This window comes from Streptomyces sp. NBC_00525 (genome assembly GCF_036346595.1).
Classification (GTDB): Bacteria; Actinomycetota; Actinomycetes; order Streptomycetales; family Streptomycetaceae; genus Streptomyces.
This window is the reverse complement of sequence record NZ_CP107834.1, coordinates 690,868-706,162: the sequence shown is the minus strand read 5'-3', so window position 1 is coordinate 706,162 and position 15,295 is coordinate 690,868. Positions and strand designations below refer to the sequence as shown.

The window sequence follows — 15,295 nt, the reverse complement described above, 5'->3', positions numbered from 1 at the left end:
GAACGTACCGCCCGTCCCGGCGCCGCACCGTTCGCCCGGACGCGGTCCGGCGGACCATCGGTGGGGCCATTCGGCGTATGCCGCCGCGACATGCGACTATGTGCGGCATGTCGCAGCAGCCCCCCGGTCGGAGCACGGCCCCGCCGCCCAAGCGCCCCGACGCGTCCATGCTGCTGCTGACCAATGTGATGGAGCACAGCCTGGACGACGGCTACGCCGAAGCGGCCGCGCGCCGGGCGGCGGACGGGCGGGCCGGGACACCCCGTACGCTCAGGGCGAGGCTGGGCTTCGCGGCCTGCCTGGTCCTGGCCGCCCTGGTCGTCACGCTCGGCGCCGCCCAGGCACGGGTGACCGCTCCGGTCCTCGCCAAGGAGCGGCAGGAACTCATCGACCGGATCAACGCGGAGACGTCGGCGGCGGACGACCTGGAGACCCAGGTGGAGAAGGTCCGCGACGACGTGAGCCGGCGCCAGCGCGAGGCATTGCAGGAGCACGGGGGAGACCAGGGCCGCCTGGTGGCACTGCTCTCCGGGGCGACGCCCGTGCAGGGGCCGGGCGTGAAGGTCGTCGTGGACGACGCGAAGGACAGCTCCCAGGGCGGCGGCGGACCCCGTGAGTCCAGCGGGTTCTCCGACACCGGGCGGGTCCGGGACCGGGACATGCAGCGCGTCGTCAACGGCCTGTGGGAGTCCGGCGCCGAGGCCATCGCGATCAACGGGCAGCGGCTGACGGCCCTGTCGGCGATCCGGGCCGCGGGCGACGCCATACTGGTCGACAACAAGCCGCTCGTGCCCCCGTACTCGGTGCTCGCGGTGGGGGACGGCAAGAAGCTGGGCGCGGCCTTCCGGGACAGTGCCGACGGCCGGTACCTGCAGGCGCTGAAGGACACCTTCGACATCCGGACCGGCATCTCCGTGCAGGAGAAGCTGAACCTGCCGGCCGCCCCGAGCCTGATCGTACGCACAGCGGAGCCCTACAGGGCCGCAGACACAGGGAAGGGCACATCGTGATCGCCGTACTGGGCCTCGTCGTGGGAGTCGTGGTCGGACTGTTGGTCCGGCCCGAAGTTCCGGCGGTGGTCGAGCCCTATCTGCCCATCGCCGTCGTCGCCGCGCTCGACGCGGTGTTCGGCGGGCTGCGGGCCATGCTCGACGGCATCTTCGTCGACAAGGTCTTCGTGGTCTCGTTCCTCTCGAACGTGGTCGTGGCGGCCCTCATCGTCTTCCTCGGCGACAAGCTGGGCGTCGGTGCCCAGCTGTCCACGGGCGTCGTGGTCGTCCTGGGCATCCGGATCTTCTCCAACGCCGCCGCGATCCGCCGACACGTCTTCCGGGCCTGACGCCGATGAGCAACGACACGTTCAACGACGGCGGCGAGCAGCCCGGCGAGCGGCCGGCGGACGCCACCCCGGAACTCAGCGGGCGTCAGCGGCTGATGGCCGGCCTCTGGCCGCCCCGGATCACCCGCGCCCAACTCATCGTCGCGCTGCTGCTGTTCGGCCTCGGCCTGGGACTCGCCATCCAGGTGCGGTCCAACAGCGACAACAGCGCCCTGCGCGGTGCCCGTCAGGAGGACCTGGTACGTATCCTCGACGAGGTGGACGACCGCACCCAGCGCCTGGAGGACGAGAAGCAGCGCCTCGACGCCCAGCGCACGGAGCTGGAGAACAGCTCCGACCAGGCCGAGGAGGCCCGGAAGCAGACGGTCGAGAAGGAGCGGCAACTCGGCGTGCTGGCCGGGACCGTGGCTGCCCACGGGCCGGGGATCACGCTGACGGTCAACGACCCCGGCGGCGCCGTGCGACCGGACATGCTGCTCGACGCCCTCCAGGAACTGCGGGCGGCCGGCGCGGAGGCCGTGGAGGTCAACGGCGTACGCGTGGTGGCCAACACGTACTTCTCCGGGGACGCCGGAGCCGTGAAGGTCGACGGGCGCAAGATCTCCTCGCCGTACGTCTTCAAGGTCATCGGCAAGCCGCAGGATCTGGAACCGGCGCTGAACATCCCCGGCGGGGTGGTGCAGACTCTGGAGAAGGAGCAGGCCACGGTACATGTGGCCCGCGCCGACGACATCGTCGTGGACGCCTTGCGACGAGCGGAGCAGCCTGACTACGCTCGGTCGTCGGGCCGGTGATCCCCGGACGTCCGTGCGCCGGGGAACACGAGCGGACGGTTGCGGGGGGTCGCCGCATCGTAATCGTGGCACGTGGTGGAAACTGTCGAGTGCATACGGACGTTGTGCAGATGTCCGGGTCGGCAGGTGTGTTCATTCAGGGTTCGTCCTGCCCCACGGGCGGGTCTGTTTCGGTCAAGGGGAATCGCCCGTGAAGTTGTTTGGGAAGTTGTTCGGCAAGAGCGCTCGCGATGAGGCCGCGCGCCATCGCGCGCCGCGCCATGGTCAGCCCGACGAGCAGGGCGCGGACCGTCCGCTCTTCCGCGACCAGGTCGCGGGCCAGGGGGGTGACCACCCGGGGGGACCCGGCGCGTCGTCCGTTGACCCCGCCGGTGCGGGCGGCATAGGTTTCGGAGCCCCGAGCCAGGAGGCTTCGTCCATGCCGGTGTGTACGAGGTGCGGCCACCGCAACGCCGAGGCCAGCCGGTTCTGCTCCAACTGCGGTGCGCCGCTGCGGGGCGGCGTGCCCGAGCGCGCCTCGGAGACGACGTCGACGATCTCCATCTCCGGCCTGGAGGCGTACGAGGCGGAGGCCACCGGCCAGACGGCCCTGCCGTCGCTGTCTCCCGAGGCGCAGGCCGCCGTGGACGCCCTGCCGCTCGGCTCGGCGCTCCTGGTGGTGCGGCGCGGCCCGAACTCCGGCAGCCGCTTCCTGCTGGACGGCGAGCTGACCACGGCCGGCCGCCACCCGCAGAGCGACATCTTCCTCGACGACGTGACGGTCTCGCGCCGCCACGTGGAGTTCCGCCGCAACGCGGACGGCAGCTTCACCGTCGGGGACGTCGGCAGCCTCAACGGCACCTACGTCAACCGCGAGCGGATCGACTCCGTCGCCCTGTCCAACGGCGACGAAGTGCAGATCGGCAAGTACCGGCTGGTCTTCTACGCGAGCCAGCGGGGCATCTGACACGCCCCCGGACGCCGTCCGGGGGGACCCCCAGGAAGGTCCATGCTGAGAACACCGAGCGGCGGTGCCGGACACGGCATCGCCGCCGACGACCGGCCGATGAGCATCGGCACGGTGCTCCTGCAGCTGCGGGAGGAGTTCCCCGAGGTCACCATCTCCAAGATCCGCTTCCTGGAGGCCGAGGGGCTCGTCGAACCCCAGCGGACCCCCGCCGGGTACCGGAAGTTCCTCCCCGCCGACGTGGAGCGGCTGGCGCAGGTGCTCCGCATGCAGCGCGACCACTACCTGCCGCTCAAGGTCATCCGCGAACACCTGGACGCCCTCGCCCGCGGCGAGCAGGTGGCGCTCCCCGCCGCCGACGGAGAGCGGCGGGACGGCGAGGACGACGGCCCCGGGCCGCCGGGCCGGGCCACGGCCGCCCGCATCGGCCGTGCCGAGCTGCTGGTCGCCGCTGAGGTCACCGAGAGCGACCTCGACACCTGGGAGTCGTACGGGCTCGTCGTGCCCGCGCCGGACGGCGGCTACGACGCCGAGATGGTGACCGTCGCCAGGCTTGTGGCGGATCTGGGGCGATTCGGTCTGGAACCGCGTCATCTGCGGGCCATGCGAGCCGCCGCAGACCGGGAGGCGGGCCTCATCGAGCAGGTGGTCGCGCCGCTGCGCCGGCACCGTAATCCGCAGACCAGAGCCCATGCCGAGGCGACCGCGAGGGAGCTGGCGGAGCTTTCCGTGCGGCTGCATTCCGCCCTGGTGCACACCGCCCTGAACGTCCGGCCGCACTGAACCCGGACCAGCCCGACTACCCAAACCTGCCGAGCAGGTCCTAGGGTTGCTGTGTGAACGAGCTCGACGTTGTGGGTGTCCGGGTGGAAATGCCCTCCAACCAGCCGATCGTGCTCCTGCGTGAAGTGGGAGGCGACCGGTACCTCCCCATTTGGATCGGTCCTGGCGAGGCGACCGCGATCGCCTTCGCCCAGCAGGGCATGGCTCCGGCCAGGCCGCTGACCCATGATCTCTTCAAGGACGTGCTCGAGGCCGTCGGCCAGGAGCTGACCGAGGTCCGCATCACGGACCTGCGCGAAGGGGTCTTCTACGCGGAGCTGGTCTTCGCCGGTGGTGTCGAGGTGAGCGCGCGGCCGTCCGACGCCATAGCCCTCGCCCTGCGTACCGGCACGCCGATCTACGGCAGTGACGGGGTCCTCGACGACGCGGGGATCGCGATCCCCGACGAGCAGGAGGACGAGGTGGAGAAGTTCCGCGAGTTCCTCGACCAGATCTCTCCGGAGGATTTCGGTACGAACAACAGCCAGTGACGACGTCCGCAGGGGGGGCGCCGCCGGTACAACCGGTCAGCCATTCCCCGTCAACGGTCACGCGAAACCACCCTCGGGGTGATTATCACTCGGCGTGCCGAGTGTGGCGATCGTTGACGCACCCCAGGTGACTGCCTACCTTCGAGTGGGCAGGTCAAGGACGGAGGTCGGCGTGAGCAGCAGCGGCGACGGTACGGCGGCGGGTGCGTCGGCGTACCCGCAGCAGGGGAGTACGGCCGACCGAACCATCAGGCAGTCGGCCGCGCCGGCTGCGGTGGCGGGGGGCGGCGTGGCATCGGCCGACGACATCGGCTACCGCGGGCCCACGGCGTGCGCGGCGGCGGGGATCACGTACCGCCAGCTGGACTACTGGGCGCGTACCGGCCTGGTCGAGCCGAGCGTCCGTCCGGCGTACGGATCGGGCACCCAGCGGCTCTACAGCTTCCGGGACGTCGTCCTGCTGAAGATCGTGAAGCGCTTCCTCGACACGGGCGTCGCGCTCCAGAACATCCGCACCACCGTCCAGCACCTGCGGGCCCGCGGCTTCCAGGACCTGGAGCGCATGACGCTGATGAGCGACGGCGCCACGGTCTACGAGTGCTCCTCGCCCGCCGAGGTCGTCGATCTGCTCCAGGGCGGCCAGGGCGTCTTCGGCATCGCCGTCGGAGTGGTGTGGCGGGACGTGGACGCGGCCCTGTCCCAGCTGCACGGCGAGCGCGTGGACACGGGCGAGACCCTCATCGGGCACAACCCGGCGGACGAGCTCGCCCGGCGCCGCAACAGGGCCGTCTGAGCCGCGCCGGGGCCCGTCCCCGGCGGGCCGGGCCCGTGGCGGCGGGGCGATTGTCAGTGGCGTAGGGCAGCATCGTCAGATGTGAGAGCCGCGCCCACCATCCTGCATCTCGACATGGATGCCTTCTACGCCTCGGCGGAGCAGGCGGCCAAACCGAGCCTGCGCGGCAAACCCGTCGTGGTGGGCGGGCTCGGGCCCCGAGGGGTCGTCGCGACCGCCTCGTACGAGGCACGGCGGTTCGGGGTGCACTCGGCGATGCCGATGGCGCAGGCCAGACGACTCGCGCCGAACGCCGCCTACCTGGTGCCCCGCTTCTCGCTGTACCGCGCGGTCAGCGACCAGGTCATGGAGCTGCTGCGCCGGCTCTCGCCGCTGGTGGAGCCGCTCAGCCTGGACGAGGCCTTCGTGGACCTGGAGGCGGGCGGCACGGCCGACGACACGGCGTCGGCCCTGGAGATCGGCCGGCAGCTGCGCGAGGCGATCGAGGCGGTGACGGGGCTGAGCGGCTCGGTCGGGCTCGCCGGCTCCAAGATGCTCGCCAAGATCGCCTCCGAGGAGGCCAAGCCGGACGGCATATGGCTGATCGAGCCCGGCACCGAGCGGGCGCACCTCGCGCCGATGCCGGTGCGTACCCTGCCCGGCGTCGGTCCGGCGACCGCGGACCATCTGCGCCGGGCCGGCATGACGACGGTGGACGACCTCGCCGAGGCGGGTGAGGCGGAGCTGATCCGGCTGCTGGGCAAGGCGCACGGCGCGTCGCTGCACCGCATGGCGCTGGGCTTCGACGACCGGCCCGTGGTCGCGGAGCGCGACGCCAAGTCCGTGTCCGTCGAGGACACCTTCGACATGGACCTGCACGACCGGGTCCGGGTGCGCACCGAGGTGGAGCGGCTGGCCGGCCGGTGCGTCGAGCGGCTGCGGGGCGCCGGCCGCTCGGGGCGCACGGTGGTGCTGAAGGTCCGCCGCTACGACTTCTCCACGCTGACCCGCTCCGAGACGCTGCGCGGGCCCACGGACGACCCCGCCGTGGTCCGGGAGTCCGCCGCCCGGCTGCTGGAGTCCGTGGACACCACCGGGGGCGTGCGGCTGCTCGGCGTCGGCGTCACCGGGCTCGCCGACTTCACCCAGGAGGACCTGTTCGCCCAGGCCGCCGGCGAGCGGGCGGCGGAGCCGGACGACACCGGCACCCCCGAGGAGACGGGCGGCGCGGAGCGGGAGGAGGCCGAACCGGAGCCGGAGGATGCCGAACAGCTCGCGGCGCGCCGCTGGCCCGCCGGGCACGACGTACGGCACGAGGCGCACGGGCACGGCTGGGTGCAGGGCAGCGGCGTCGGCCGGGTCACCGTGCGGTTCGAGGAACCGGGGTCGGCGCCCGGCCGGGTGCGCACGTTCCGGGTCGACGACCCCGAGCTGCGCGCCGCCGACCCGCTGCCCCTGGTCAGGGACGCTCCCGACTACTCCTCGTGGCCGGCGAGCCGCCCGAAGTCGCGGTCCGGGGGAGGTGTGCCGGGGGCGGAGTCCAGGCCGTAGTGGCGGTAGAGCTGGAGCTCCTGCTCCGGCGAGAGGTGGCGGCCCACCCCGAAGTCCGGCGCGTCCTTGATGAGCGTCCGGTCGAAGGGGACGCGCAGTGTGTCGTCGACGAACTCGCTCGGCTCCAGCGGGACGAAGGCGTCACGGCTGAAGAGGCCGGTGCGCACGGCCGCCCATTCGGGTACCCCGGTGGCGTCGTCGAGGTACACCTCGTCCACGGTCCCGATCTTGGTGCCCTTGCGGTCGAAAGCCTTGCGGCCGATCAGGCTGCGCGGGTCGATATCGGTCTGCACGGTCCCTCCCACACTGGTCGCGGCTGGTCCACAGGGACTACAGAAGTGCAGTTCCGTGGTCTTGGCCACTCGAGAATTCCCGTCGTGTACCCCGCTGGTACGCTGGCCATGGCTGCTGACCCCGTGCGGGAGAGTCGCCCGGAGATGATCCGGACGACGCCGAAGGAGCAACTCCTCCCCGGAATCTCTCAGGCCCCTGTACCGCACGGACGAGGTCACTCTGGAAAGCAGGGCGGGTTGTGCGCGGCCGTGGGCCGGGCGGGGCCTCCCTCACCGACGGTGAAAGCCGGCGCCCGCGCGGTGCCGGTGAAGCTCTCAGGTTGAGATGACAGAGGGGGAGGCCGTTCGGGCACCGGAGCAGCGGTGCCCTCGCAGGTCGTGACAGACCAGGAGGCCCTCCACCATGACCCCCCGTCGCACCCCGCTCTCGCACCTGGAACAGGGCATTCCCTTCGAGCAGCGCCACATCGGTCCCGATGCCGAGGCGCAGGCGAAGATGCTGGCCCAGGTCGGGTACGGCTCGCTGGACGAGCTGACCGCGGCCGCCGTGCCCGATGTGATCAGGAGCGCGGAGGCGCTGAGCCTGCCGGAGGCCCGGACCGAGGCGGAGGTGCTGGCCGAGCTGCGCCGGCTCGCCGACCGCAACCAGGTCCTCGCCCCGATGATCGGGCTCGGCTACTACGGCACCTTCACCCCGCCGGTGATCCTGCGCAACGTCATGGAGAACCCCGCCTGGTACACGGCCTACACGCCGTACCAGCCGGAGATCTCCCAGGGCCGCCTCGAAGCCCTGCTGAACTTCCAGACCATGGTCGCCGAGCTGACCGGCCTGCCCACCTCCGGCGCCTCCCTGCTCGACGAGGGCACCGCCGCCGCCGAGGCCATGGCGCTGTCCCGGCGCGTCGGCAAGGTGAAGAACGGCGTCTTCCTGGTCGACGCCGACGCCCTCCCGCAGACCACCGCCGTCATCGGGACGCGCGCCGAGCCGACCGGTGTCGAGGTCGTCGTCGCCGACCTCTCCGAGGGCATCCCGGCCGAGATCGCCGAGCGGGGCGTCTTCGGCGTCCTGCTCCAGTACCCCGGCGCCTCCGGGGCCGTCCGGGACCTCAAGCCCGTGATCGACCAGGCGCACGAGCTGGGCGCGATCGTCACCGTGGCCGCCGACCTGCTGGCGCTCACGCTGCTCACCTCGCCCGGCGAGGTGGGCGCCGACATCGCCGTGGGCACCACGCAGCGCTTCGGTGTGCCGATGGGCTTCGGCGGCCCGCACGCCGGCTACATGGCGGTCCGCGAGAAGTTCGCCCGCAGCCTGCCCGGCCGCCTCGTCGGCGTCTCCGTGGACGCGGACGGCAACAAGGCGTACCGGCTGGCCCTGCAGACCCGCGAGCAGCACATCCGCCGCGAGAAGGCCACCAGCAACATCTGTACCGCGCAGGTGCTGCTCGCCGTCATGGCCGGCATGTACGCCGTCTACCACGGCCCGGAGGGCCTGCGCACCATCGCCCGGCGCACCCACCGCTACGCGGCGATCCTCGCTGAGGGCCTGCGCGCCGCCGGTGTGGACGTCGTCACCGGCTCCTACTTCGACACCCTCACCGTCCGCGTGCCCGGCCGGGCGGGCGAGGTCGTGGCCGGGGCCCGCGAGCACGGCGTCAACCTGCGCCAGGTGGACGCCGACACCGTCTCCGTCGCCTGCGACGAGACCACGACCCGTACGCAGATCGCCGCCGTCTGGGCCGCGTTCGGCGCGGACGGGGACGTGGAGGCGCTGGACGCCACCACCGAGGACGCGCTGCCCGAGACGCTGCTGCGCACCGACGCGATCCTGACCCACCCGGTCTTCCACCAGCACCGGTCCGAGACCGCGATGCTGCGCTACCTGCGCAAGCTCGCCGACCGCGACTACGCGCTGGACCGCGGCATGATCCCGCTCGGCTCCTGCACCATGAAGCTGAACGCGACCGCCGAGATGGAGTCGATCACCTGGCCGGAGTTCGGCGCGCTGCACCCGTTCGCGCCCGCCGAGCAGGCCGAGGGCTTCCTCACGCTCATCCGTGAGCTGGAGGAGCGGCTGGCCGAGGTCACCGGCTACGACGCGGTCTCCATCCAGCCGAACGCCGGTTCGCAGGGCGAGTTCGCCGGGCTGCTCGCCGTGCGCGCGTACCACCGCGCCAACGGCGACGAGAACCGCACCGTCTGCCTCATCCCGTCCTCCGCGCACGGCACCAACGCGGCGAGCGCCGTGATGGCCGGCATGAAGGTGGTCGTCGTGAAGACCGCCGACGACGGCGAGGTCGACATCGAGGACCTGCGGGCCAAGATCGCGCAGCACCGCGACGAGCTGGCCGTGCTCATGATCACCTACCCGTCGACGCACGGCGTCTTCGAGGAGCACGTCGCCGACATCTGCGCCGAGGTGCACGACGCCGGCGGCCAGGTCTACGTGGACGGCGCCAACCTCAACGCGCTGGTGGGGCTGGCCAAGCCCGGCCGGTTCGGCGGCGACGTCTCGCACCTGAACCTGCACAAGACCTTCTGCATCCCGCACGGCGGCGGCGGTCCGGGCGTCGGCCCGGTCGGTGTGCGCGCGCACCTGGCGCCGTACCTGCCCAATCACCCGCTGCAGCCCTCTGCGGGCCCGGAGACCGGCGTCGGCCCGATCTCGGCCGCCCCCTGGGGCTCCGCCGGCATCCTCCCGATCTCGTGGGCGTACGTACGCCTGATGGGCGGCGAGGGCCTCAAGCGCGCGACGCAGGTCGCCGTGCTCGCGGCCAACTACATCGCCAAGCGCCTCGAACCGCACTACCCGATCCTGTACAACGGCCCGGCCGGGCTGGTGGCGCACGAGTGCATCGTGGATCTGCGGCCGCTCTCCAAGGCGACCGGGGTCAGCATCGACGACGTCGCCAAGCGGCTCATCGACTACGGCTTCCACTCGCCGACCATGTCGTTCCCGGTCGCCGGGACGCTGATGATCGAGCCGACCGAGAGCGAGGACCTGGCGGAGCTGGACCGGTTCTGCGACACGATGATCGCGATTCGCGCGGAGATCGAGAAGGTCGCGACGGGGGAGTGGAGCGCGGACGACAACCCGCTCGCCAACGCCCCGCACACCGCCGCCGCGCTCGGCGGGGAGTGGGAGCACGGCTACAGCCGCGAGGTGGCGGTCTTCCCGGCCGGGGTCGCGGCCGCCGACAAGTACTGGCCGCCGGTGCGCCGGATCGACGGTGCGTTCGGTGACCGCAACCTCGTCTGCTCGTGCCCGCCCCTGGACGAGTACGACAACTGATCGGGACCGCCCGATCGGGGCGGTGTGACGCGGACACGCGTCGGGGCCGGTGCGGAGATTCCTCCGGGCCGGCCCCTTTTCCGTACTCGGCCGCTCAGGCGGCCTTCATCACCCGGCCCGCCGACAGGGGTCGGTGCGGGGCGATGATCTGTCCGTCCGGAAGCAGCTCACCGGTGTCCTCGAAGAGCAGGACGCCGTTGCACAGCAGACTCCAGCCCTGCTCCGGGTGGTGTGCCACCTGCCGGGCGGCTTCCCGGTCGGCGGAGTCGGCTGTCGGGCAGGGTGGCTGATGCTGGCACATGGATGGGTTCTTTCGCTGCGTCGAGTCGGGCTGGCTGCGGTGTGGAGTGGTGTTCATGACCGTCCCCGTATCGTTCGGTCGGCTCCCAGTGTTGCCCTACGGGCGCGAATCCGCAGGGATTTCGCCGCAGCGCTTCCACTCCTCACATGACGCGTCACCCAGCCGGACGGTTCAGCCCAACTGCACTGTCCCTTCGGGTGGTTCGGGGTGGCCGGATGGGACTAGTCCGGATGGGCGGGGCGGTTTCACGCCGGGGCCGGGGAGCCCAGGCGCGGGCCGGGGCCGGGCATGATCCGGGTGGTGATCACGGGCAGCAGCTCGGCGGCCCGGTGCGGGCGGTGGGCCGCGAAGCCGGGCGGCGCGGGCGCCAGCGGCACCAGCAGGTCGGCCGGGGCGGGGGCGCCGCAGGAGGCGTCGGCCTCCGGGTCGCCGTGCAGCCACAGGGCCAGCATGTAGAGGTCGGGGATCGACAGCAGCCGCGGCTGGTACCGGCCGCCCATCGCCTCCGCCTGACGCAGGGCCAGCTCCGTCGAGGGGATGTACGGGCCCTCGAAGAAGTGCGAGAAGGTCCAGCCGTCCGCGGTGAGCACGGCGTCCGCCGCCGCCACCGCACGCTCGGTGCTGCGGATCTGGAAGCGCCAGGCGGCGAGCCGGGTGGCGGGCGCGACGGCGTCGGGGGCGAGGTCCAGCACATGGACGGGCAGCGGATGTTCGGGGCTCAGCGGTCCCTGCGCGGTCCGCAGGGCGGGGGTACGGGCCTCGCGGACGGCGGTCGGAGAACCGAGCGCCGCGAGAACACTGCGCAGCGCGGGCGGTGGGGCAGGGGGAACATGCAGCGGCATGATGGGGTCGCCTCTCACTTCGGAGACACGGTGGTGCGCGGGCGGGTGCAGACGGCGCTGTCGGCGTGCGGGGCCAGAGGGGGCCGGTGACTGAGCCGGTGCGTCAACTCTCTGCCTCGTCCGCGGAGTTTATACGAACCGTGTTCAGACGGTGTTTCCACTAGCCGCCGCAGCTAATGCCGACAAGGCGGTATCCGGACTTTATTATGCGGAGATCGTGCTGATTCGGCGCGAGCGGCGCAGCCGCCGCCTCGGGTTTTTCCCGCGCAGCGGTCGGCCGAAACCCGCCGGGGCATTACCGGCCCGTAGAGCGGGGAAACCGGCCATTGCCCCATGCCGAGTGAATGTGCCTGGGGCCCCGGCGCACACATTAGCGGGTGCGCGCCGCGTACGGGGCGTTACGGATCACGTCCTGCGGGCATTATCGATCGTGATGCGAGCGGCCCGCCCGCGCGCTCGGCCACTCGAGGAGGGACACATCCATGGGGGAGAAGGTCGTCGCCGGTGCCTTTGACCTGTCCGATCGGCAGAAGTACCGGAAGAAGCTGCACCAGTGCCTGGAGGCGCTGTCCGGGCTGCTGGCCGAGCGGCGGTTCGACCGGCCGCGCAACCTCATGGGCATGGAGATCGAGCTGAATCTCACGGGCGCCGACGCCATGCCGAAGATGTTGAATGGGGAGGTGCTGGAGCGCATCGCGAGTCACGATTTCCAGACGGAACTGGGGATGTTCAATCTTGAGGTGAACATAGTCCCCCATCATCTGTCGGGGCGTGTTCTCGATCAGCTGGCCGAAGAGCTGAGGACCGGGCTCGGATATGCCGACCGCAAGGCCGGTGAAGTCGATGCCGGGATCATGATGATCGGAATCCTGCCCACCCTGGGCCGCGACGACATGGTCCGGTCCAATCTCTCCGACGGTGACCGCTACGCCCTCCTGAACGATCAAATGGTGGCGGCCCGGGGCGAGGATTTCGCGGTCGATATCGAAGGCGTCGAGCGGCTGGTCTGCTCCGCCGGTTCGATCACGCCGGAGGCCGCCTGCACCTCGCTCCAGCTCCATCTCCAGGTCACCCCGGAGCGCTTCGCCGCCGTGTGGAACGCGGCGCAGGCCGTGGCAGCCGTCCAGGTGGCCCTGGGCGCCAACTCGCCGTTCCTGTTCGACCGGGAGCTGTGGCGCGAGTCGCGGCCGCCGCTGTTCGAGCAGGCCACGGACACCCGGCCGCCCGAACTGCGCAACCAGGGCGTGCGGCCCCGGACCTGGTTCGGGGAGCAGTGGATCGGCTCCGTCCGGGAACTCTTCGAGGAGAACCTGCGCTACTTCCCCCCGCTGCTGCCGATCTGCGACGAGGAGGAGCCGCTGCGCGTCCTCGCCGACGGCGGGGTGCCCCAGCTGAAGGAGCTGGTCCTGCACAACGGCACGGTCTACCGCTGGAACCGCCCGGTGTACGGGATCGTCGACGGCGTCCCCCATCTGCGGGTGGAGAACCGGGTGCTGCCCGCGGGCCCGACGGTCGCCGACGTCATCGCCAACACCGCGCTGTACTACGGCCTGGTCCGGGCCCTCGCGGAGGAGTCGCGGCCGGTGTGGACCAGGATGCCGTTCGCGGCGGCGGCGGAGAACTTCGAGACCGCCTGCCGCCGGGGCATCGAGGCGGAGCTGCTGTGGCCCCGCCCCGGCCGCTCGGGCGGTCTGGCGCGGACGCCCGTGACGAAGCTGGTCCGCGACGAGCTCCTGCCGCTGGCCGCCGCCGGGCTCGACGCGTGGAACGTCGAACCGGCGGACCGGGACCACTACCTCGGCATCATCGAGGAGCGCTGCAAGCGGCGTACGAACGGCGCCTCCTGGCAGGCCGACACCTACCACCGGGCGCGCGAGGCGGGCCTGGACCGGGGCGCCGCGCTCGCCGCGATGACCCGGCGCTACGGCGAGCTGATGCAGGGCGGCGACCCGGTGCACAGCTGGCCGGCGGGCATCCCGGCACCGTGACGGCCGCTCGCCGGCCGGTCCCCGCTCGCAGCCGGTGCGCGGTCGTCGGGCATGCTGTGGCGTCGTCCCACGTCGGTGACGCGCGTCCTCGAGAATGGGGGCGGCGAGCGGTGCGGGACGCGAAGGCGCAACGGAGAGCGGGTGTCAGGTGGAGACGGGGCAAGTGGCCGATTCTTTTCCCCAGGAGGCCGTGTCGCGGCGGACTCTCCGGTCCGAGACGGTGCTGGTGCTGGCGCTCTCACTGGGCGCCAGCGGCGTGTCCGCCCTCATCAGCTTCGTCGGCTCACTGACGAAACCAGGGGGCTTGAAGGACCAGGCGGCCACGCTCAACGGCTCCCACGCTCCGGGCCGCCCCTGGCTGGACCTCGCCTGGCAGCTCTTCGGAATCTCCACCGCGCTGGTGCCCGTCGCGCTCGTGGCGCACTTCCTGATCCGGGAGGGCACGGGGCTGCGCGTCATCGGCTTCGACCGCACCCGGCCGGGCCAGGACACGGTGCGCGGCGCGGTCGTCGCGGCCTGCATCGGCAGCGCCGGACTCGCCTTCTACCTCGTCGCCAGGGCCACCGGGTTCAACCTCACGGTCGTCCCGGAGTCCCTGCCCGACGTGTGGTGGAAGTTCCCCGTCCTCATCCTGTCGGCCCTCCAGAACTCCGTCCTGGAGGAGGTCATCGTCGTCGGCTACCTGCTGCGCCGGCTGGGGCAGCTGGGCTGGACGCCGACGGCCGCCCTGGTCGCCAGTTCCGTGCTGCGCGGCTCGTACCACCTCTACCAGGGCATCGGCGGGTTCATCGGGAACATGGTGATGGGCGTCGTCTTCGTCCTGCTGTACCGCCGCTGGCAGCGGGTGGGCCCGCTGGTCGCCGCGCACGCGCTCCTCGACATCGGCGCCTTCGTCGGATACGCGCTCCTCGCCGGCCGGGTGGACTGGCTGCCCACCCCGTGAGCCCGGCGGGCCGCTGCCCTACGGCGCGACGAGCAGATCGCCGTCCAGCACCGTGACCGCACGCCCCGTCAGCAGGGTCCGCGCACCGCGCAGCGCGGTGCGGACCAGGCCCGAGCGCGCGGAGACCTGGAGCCCGGTCAGCGTGTCGCGGCCGAGCCGGGCCGACCAGAAGGGGGCCAGGGCGGTGTGGGCGCTGCCGGTCACCGGGTCCTCGTCGATGCCCACGGCCGGGAAGAAGCCGCGTGACACGTAGTCGTACGCCCGGACCGGCGCGGCGGCGGCCGTCGCGATGACCCCCCGCCGCGAGAGCCCGGCCAGCGCCGCGAAGTCCGGGGCCAGCCCCCGTACCGTCGCCTCGTCCGCCAGCTCCACCAGCAGGTCCCCCACCTGCGCACCCGTGTCGTGCACCGACACCGGCGCGGCGCCCAGGGCCTCCGCGAGACCGTCCGGGGCGGGCTCGGGGGTCAGCGGGGCGGTCGGGAAGTCGAGCGTGTACGAGGCGTCCGGGTGCGCGACGGAGGTCAGCGTGCCGCACCGGGCGGCGAAGCGGACCGTGCCGCTCGCCGCACCCGAGGTGTGCAGGACGTGCGCGGTGGCGAGCGTGGCGTGGCCGCACATGTCCACCTCCGTGACCGGGGTGAACCACCGCAGCGCCCAGTCCGCCTCACCGCCCGCGGGCAGCGGATGGGCGAACGCGGTCTCGGAGAGGTTCAGCTCGGCGGCGACCCCCTGGAGGAACCGGTCCTCGGGGAAGCCCTCCGGGCCGAACAGCATCACTCCTGCGGGGTTGCCGGTGAAGGGGCGGTCGGTGAACGCGTCCACGATGCGAATCCTCATGACCCCGACCGTAGGCGCGGCTCCCGGCGGCGGGCCAAGGCCAATCCCGTACCGGTGGCACCGAAACGCGTCCCGGCTTGACCTTGT

15 protein-coding genes and 1 riboswitch are annotated in these 15,295 nt (G+C 72.0%); of the genes, 11 read left to right on the top strand and 4 right to left on the bottom strand.

Annotated elements, in window-relative coordinates; all coding sequences use genetic code 11:
- Nucleotides 1–107 precede the first annotated feature (107 nt).
- The 8 genes from OG710_RS02990 (at nt 108) to OG710_RS02955 (ending at nt 6,715) form a co-directional block, all read left to right on the top strand.
- The gene (locus OG710_RS02990; RefSeq protein WP_330237962.1) at nt 108–1,010 is read left to right on the top strand and encodes a DUF881 domain-containing protein; all 903 of its coding nucleotides are present in this window, start codon (nt 108–110) and stop codon (nt 1,008–1,010) included.
- The gene (locus OG710_RS02985; RefSeq protein WP_003970459.1) at nt 1,007–1,339 is read left to right on the top strand and encodes a small basic family protein; all 333 of its coding nucleotides are present in this window, start codon (nt 1,007–1,009) and stop codon (nt 1,337–1,339) included. Before OG710_RS02990 ends, OG710_RS02985 begins: the two co-directional genes overlap by 4 nt.
- 5 nt (nt 1,340–1,344) lie before the next feature.
- Nucleotides 1,345–2,133, top strand: coding sequence for a DUF881 domain-containing protein (locus OG710_RS02980; RefSeq protein ID WP_111334043.1), 789 nt, complete (start codon nt 1,345–1,347; stop codon nt 2,131–2,133).
- Between the two features lie 148 nt (nt 2,134–2,281).
- Nucleotides 2,282–3,079, top strand: coding sequence for an FHA domain-containing protein (locus tag OG710_RS02975; RefSeq protein ID WP_330242142.1), 798 nt, complete (start codon nt 2,282–2,284; stop codon nt 3,077–3,079).
- A 42-nt stretch (nt 3,080–3,121) separates the two neighbouring features.
- Nucleotides 3,122–3,862, top strand: coding sequence for a transcriptional regulator FtsR (gene ftsR, locus OG710_RS02970; RefSeq protein ID WP_330237961.1), 741 nt, complete (start codon nt 3,122–3,124; stop codon nt 3,860–3,862).
- A 53-nt stretch (nt 3,863–3,915) separates the two neighbouring features.
- Nucleotides 3,916–4,392 carry a bifunctional nuclease family protein gene (locus tag OG710_RS02965; RefSeq protein ID WP_026171779.1) on the top strand — a complete coding sequence of 159 codons (477 nt, stop codon included), beginning with the start codon at nt 3,916–3,918 and terminating at the stop codon, nt 4,390–4,392.
- Between the two features lie 172 nt (nt 4,393–4,564).
- Entirely contained in the window at nt 4,565–5,185 is a 621-nt protein-coding gene (locus tag OG710_RS02960) for a MerR family transcriptional regulator (RefSeq protein WP_111334049.1), read from the top strand.
- An 81-nt stretch (nt 5,186–5,266) separates the two neighbouring features.
- The gene (locus OG710_RS02955) at nt 5,267–6,715 is read left to right on the top strand and encodes a DNA polymerase IV (protein WP_330237960.1); all 1,449 of its coding nucleotides are present in this window, start codon (nt 5,267–5,269) and stop codon (nt 6,713–6,715) included.
- Here OG710_RS02955 and OG710_RS02950 read toward each other — a convergent pair.
- Nucleotides 6,640–7,008 carry a PRC-barrel domain-containing protein gene (locus OG710_RS02950; protein ID WP_330237959.1) on the bottom strand — a complete coding sequence of 123 codons (369 nt, stop codon included), beginning with the start codon at nt 7,006–7,008 and terminating at the stop codon, nt 6,640–6,642. The two genes, OG710_RS02955 and OG710_RS02950, sit on opposite strands and share 76 nt — an antisense overlap.
- Before the next feature lie 116 nt (nt 7,009–7,124).
- A riboswitch (glycine riboswitch) is annotated at nt 7,125–7,222 on the top strand.
- A gap of 189 nt (nt 7,223–7,411) precedes the next feature.
- Between OG710_RS02950 and gcvP the strand changes: the two genes are divergently transcribed.
- On the top strand, nt 7,412–10,297 hold the full coding sequence (gcvP, locus tag OG710_RS02945) for an aminomethyl-transferring glycine dehydrogenase (protein WP_330237958.1): 2,886 nt from the start codon (nt 7,412–7,414) through the stop codon (nt 10,295–10,297).
- Nucleotides 10,298–10,391: 94 nt separating this feature from the next.
- On the opposite strand, the gene OG710_RS02940 is transcribed toward gcvP, so the two are convergent.
- Nucleotides 10,392–10,598 (bottom strand): DUF5999 family protein, encoded by a 207-nt coding sequence (locus OG710_RS02940; RefSeq protein WP_111334057.1) that lies wholly within the window; start codon nt 10,596–10,598, stop codon nt 10,392–10,394.
- A 245-nt stretch (nt 10,599–10,843) separates the two neighbouring features.
- Entirely contained in the window at nt 10,844–11,440 is a 597-nt protein-coding gene (locus tag OG710_RS02935) for a hypothetical protein (RefSeq protein ID WP_330237957.1), read from the bottom strand.
- A 482-nt stretch (nt 11,441–11,922) separates the two neighbouring features.
- On the opposite strand from OG710_RS02935, the gene OG710_RS02930 reads away from it, so the two are divergent.
- The gene (locus tag OG710_RS02930) at nt 11,923–13,428 is read left to right on the top strand and encodes a glutamate--cysteine ligase (RefSeq protein WP_330237956.1); all 1,506 of its coding nucleotides are present in this window, start codon (nt 11,923–11,925) and stop codon (nt 13,426–13,428) included.
- A gap of 94 nt (nt 13,429–13,522) precedes the next feature.
- On the top strand, nt 13,523–14,371 hold the full coding sequence (locus OG710_RS02925; protein ID WP_443064215.1) for a CPBP family intramembrane glutamic endopeptidase: 849 nt from the start codon (nt 13,523–13,525) through the stop codon (nt 14,369–14,371).
- Nucleotides 14,372–14,389: 18 nt separating this feature from the next.
- Here OG710_RS02925 and OG710_RS02920 read toward each other — a convergent pair whose 3' ends face one another.
- On the bottom strand, nt 14,390–15,208 hold the full coding sequence (locus OG710_RS02920; protein ID WP_330237954.1) for a PhzF family phenazine biosynthesis protein: 819 nt from the start codon (nt 15,206–15,208) through the stop codon (nt 14,390–14,392).
- Between the last annotated feature and the right edge of the window lie 87 nt (nt 15,209–15,295).

Bases quoted from the DNA above. Each gene is read 5' to 3' on its own strand.
- OG710_RS02925 (WP_443064215.1), top strand. From the start codon at position 13,523: ATGGGGGCGGCGAGCGGTGCGGGACGCGAAGGCGCAACGGAGAGCGGG.
- OG710_RS02980 (WP_111334043.1), top strand. From the start codon at position 1,345: ATGAGCAACGACACGTTCAACGACGGCGGCGAGCAGCCCGGCGAGCGG.
- OG710_RS02930 (WP_330237956.1), top strand. From the start codon at position 11,923: ATGGGGGAGAAGGTCGTCGCCGGTGCCTTTGACCTGTCCGATCGGCAG.
- gcvP (WP_330237958.1), top strand. From the start codon at position 7,412: ATGACCCCCCGTCGCACCCCGCTCTCGCACCTGGAACAGGGCATTCCC.
- OG710_RS02990 (WP_330237962.1), top strand. From the start codon at position 108: ATGTCGCAGCAGCCCCCCGGTCGGAGCACGGCCCCGCCGCCCAAGCGC.
- OG710_RS02935 (WP_330237957.1), bottom strand. From the start codon at position 11,440: ATGCCGCTGCATGTTCCCCCTGCCCCACCGCCCGCGCTGCGCAGTGTT.
- OG710_RS02940 (WP_111334057.1), bottom strand. From the start codon at position 10,598: ATGTGCCAGCATCAGCCACCCTGCCCGACAGCCGACTCCGCCGACCGG.
- ftsR (WP_330237961.1), top strand. From the start codon at position 3,122: ATGCTGAGAACACCGAGCGGCGGTGCCGGACACGGCATCGCCGCCGAC.
- OG710_RS02920 (WP_330237954.1), bottom strand. From the start codon at position 15,208: ATGAGGATTCGCATCGTGGACGCGTTCACCGACCGCCCCTTCACCGGC.